The 3,290-nt window shown below is 59.5% G+C and carries 2 protein-coding genes and 3 pseudogenes; 1 reads left to right on the top strand and 4 read right to left on the bottom strand.

The window, feature by feature from the left end; translation table 11 throughout:
• The 4 genes and pseudogenes from AS026_RS43860 to AS026_RS36230 form a co-directional block, all read right to left on the bottom strand.
• Positions 1-285, bottom strand: a pseudogene (locus AS026_RS43860) (IS6 family transposase); the annotation flags it as partial.
• A 22-nt stretch (positions 286-307) separates the two neighbouring features.
• Positions 308-532: pseudogene (locus tag AS026_RS36235) on the bottom strand (transposase); the annotation flags it as partial.
• A gap of 124 nt (positions 533-656) precedes the next feature.
• Positions 657-776: pseudogene (locus AS026_RS40805) on the bottom strand (ATP-binding protein); the annotation flags it as partial.
• Entirely contained in the window at positions 772-2,877 is a 2,106-nt protein-coding gene (locus AS026_RS36230) for a recombinase family protein (protein ID WP_028749699.1), read from the bottom strand. The gene AS026_RS36230 and the pseudogene AS026_RS40805, both read right to left, overlap by 5 nt.
• Before the next feature lie 219 nt (positions 2,878-3,096).
• Between AS026_RS36230 and AS026_RS42820 the strand changes: the two genes are divergently transcribed.
• Positions 3,097-3,290: hypothetical protein (locus AS026_RS42820; RefSeq protein WP_205634470.1), on the top strand; the 194-nt coding region annotated here is incomplete at its 3' end.

The raw sequence follows: 3,290 nt of genomic DNA, 5'->3' as shown, positions 1-3,290 counted from the left end.
TGTTGATCGACCGCACGCCAGAGCCAGAATTTCTCTCCAGCGCATTTCACGACGACTTCGTCCAAATACCAAATACCGTCGGGGCGCGCCTGCCGCCGCCGCAAGTTGCGTGCGATCTGGGGTCCGAACTTGGCAATCCAGCGGCGGACTGTCTCCTATGACACGTCGCTCGAGCAGCATTTCCTCAACTTCACGCGACTAAGGTTGAACCGCAAATAAGCCAGACCGAGAAACGATCCGTGGCGGAAAACGGTCACGCTTGAAGCTGATATCTCGTGAATACATGCCGAAATCTACGCCCAACCCGTCAGGCAGGCAACCGCAGCCCAGTTAACGTGACAATACCGGGCAAGTTGATGAGTGGATCATCGCTCATTGTGGCGATGGTTTCCAGTGTCATGTAACCGCGAGCGCTGAACAGCCACTCATCATTTTGCTCCAGCAGCAGAGCGCCGACGAGCCCGACAATGGCATCGTCGTTTGGGAATATGCCGACGACCTCGGTCCTTCGCTTGATTTCTCCATTCAATTGCCGATTCCGATGAAGCCGCCCCTTTGTTCCGAGATGATTGCGCCCCCGGATTCCGGGATGATCTCGCCCCCTGAGGCTGGGGTCCTGCTGGCAGTGATTGTTGTCAGTTCATTCGTGTAGCGAGTCAAGATTTCCGGCGCTGATTTCGCCGCAAGCTTTCCCCGGATAGGTCGATGCGATGGGCGTTATGAACGAGGCGATCGAGGATGGCATCGGCGTAGGTTGGGTCACCGATGATTTCATGATGCCTGTTTCCTCGATCGTCTATTGCGTTGAGCGCGAGCGCGTAGAATGTCGATCTGGTCCTCCATCAGTTCGATCTGCCATGGTTGTCCTTTCACTAGCTGCCGGCCTTGAATCAGGCCTCGTGCCAGGTATTTGAAGATGGTCTGCGGCGTAATGCCAAGAGCTGCAGCAGCTCCTTGAACGGAATAGGTTCCGTCTGGCCACCTGACGGGGTTGGAGCTCGTTCCGTTGATTTTGACGGTTGGAATGCCCCAACGCCTGCGCAAGAGCCAGACATTGTCACCTTTGAAGGCGCAATTCTGTGCGGCACGGAAGCCTTCCGCGTTCAGTACCGACGCAATTTCCTTGTCCATTTTGCCTGCGGCGTTCAGCTCCGTCACGCGCGCTCGTAATTTGTCGATATCGATATAGTCGCCATAGGTATGAACGCGCCTTTGGACAGAGTGCTCGCTCGTCGCTCCCGTTTGCCACAAGATCTTGATCCAGACCTGTCCTTGCAGCCGTTTTTGATCGAGAACGACCTCGCAGATAATGAGGCGTAAGATGCTCTTTCGCTCGGCCGCCGTGGTCAATGGGGCATGCCAGATGCCAGGCAGGTTCTCTCCGAGTGCCAATAACCCGTCGCGATCTGCCTCGCTGAGAACCAGGGGCTCGTCGGACCGCCACCGTTCATAGTCCTGCTCGATGGCCGCGGCCGCGCGCAACTTTTCCTCCCATCCGCGTTCCAGCGAACGGGCCACCAAGCGGTTCTCTGGCTCGACTGCATCATATTGGCGCCGTGCCCTTTCCGCCTCGTAGCGCGCACGTTCGCGCCGCAGAGCCCATTGACGCTCGAGTTGACGGGCCTCCTCTTCCATCTGGCCCAGTGCGGCGACGGCGATAGCAATCCTGTCCGGCGTCAGAGCCTCGAGTAGAATGCTTTCGACGCGTGCATCGACCGGCAGAGCGCGCACCTCCTGGCATAACGGCCCTCCGTCGTGGCCGCGGTCGGCGCGGCATGCGTAGACGGGATAGTTTCCCGCAGGGCCGCTATAGCGCAAACTCATCCGGCGACCGCACCGCCCGCAGACAGCGATGCCCTGCAGCAGCGCGGCGCCCTTGCGCGGCAAGCCCGAATGGCCGGCTTCGTAGCGGTTGATGTTGTTCTCCAATCGCCGTTGGTTCTCCATGAACTGCTCCCAGCCGATGTAACCAGGATGGGCCGCTTCCAAACAGACCTCCCAGTCCGCGATGGGGACCTTAGTCGTCCGCGGACGATAAACGTCCTGGCGAACGCGTCCACCCGTCTGCCGCCGCCGACCATAGACATAGGCCCCAGCATAGCCGGGATTATGGAGAATGCTGAGCACCCGCGGGTTGCTGGCCTCACGCCAAACCACTTCGTGCGGCGCCGGACCACGAAGGGGGCGCATTGGCAACGGCAAATTCTCCTTGCGTAGGTAGCGCATCACTGCCCGCGCGCTTCCTAACTCGCGGAATTTGCTGAAGACCAGGCACAGCCTTGCCTGCACCTCCTCATCGGGGTTGAGGATGATTTGGCCTGAGCGGTCGTAAGCCAATCCGGCGGGAAGGCCAAGGCGCAATTCGCCGCGTGCCGCTTTCTGGCGCTCACCCTGATGCAGGCGTTGCTTGATCTGGTGCAGCTCCGCCTCGCTCATGATGCCGGACAAGCCCAGCAGCAGGCGGTCGTGATAAGCGCACGGATCGTAGAGCCGTTCGCCGTCAGCGATGATGACGCCAAACAATGAGCACAGATCGAGGAGTTGATGCCAGTCGCGGTTGTTACGGGCGAGCCGGGAGGCGTCAAGACTGATGACAAGCCCCGCGTTTCCCAGCCCGATCTCCGCGATTAGCTTCTTGAAGCCCTCTCGCTCGACGCAGCCCGAACCGGATTTGCCGAGATCTTCATCGATGACGTGCACGCGTTCATGTGGCCAGCCAAGAGCGACGGCACGATCGATCAGACGATACTGCAACTCCGTGCTTTCCTGATGATGGCGCACCTGGTTTACGGAAGACTGGCGGACATAGATGTAGGCGAGCTTGCCGCGATGCTCGGCCGTGACGCGCTCGTCCGGGTTATTCGTCGCTCTCAGCATGCCGATCCACCTTTGTCGGCGCGCGTATTGACCGCATCCGCATCAACAGGGGGGCAAGTTTTTGAGCAAGTTGTTTCCGCGTCTCCGGCGGCAGATCGAGCCACGGACGCGGGACTGTCGTGCTCGGGGTAAGAAGCTTTACGAGGGACTGAGACGCTACGCGGTACGGTTTTGATTGCACGTTCATCGCGAATCACCTCCTTGGAACGGGAGGTAACCATGCTGTTCAAATGGTGCATCAATGTGAGCAGGGTTCGAACGCTGATGCGAGGCGCCGACTTCGACTCGCTTCGCGCTTCCGGCGAAGCGGTTACAAGATCGGTTATCGATCGGCGAATTGAACGGCGGCGTCCGTCAGGTAATCGAACGACAACGAATGCCGCACCGCGGCCGGACTGGACCGACACCAGCTC

Source organism: Rhizobium altiplani, assembly GCF_001542405.1.
Taxonomy (GTDB): domain Bacteria; phylum Pseudomonadota; class Alphaproteobacteria; order Rhizobiales; family Rhizobiaceae; genus Rhizobium; species Rhizobium altiplani.
This window is presented reverse-complemented; position numbering and strand designations above follow the sequence as displayed.

Excerpts from the sequence above, each read along its gene's own strand:
- AS026_RS36230 (WP_028749699.1), bottom strand. The coding sequence starts at position 2,877 with ATGCTGAGAGCGACGAATAACCCGGACGAGCGCGTCACGGCCGAGCAT.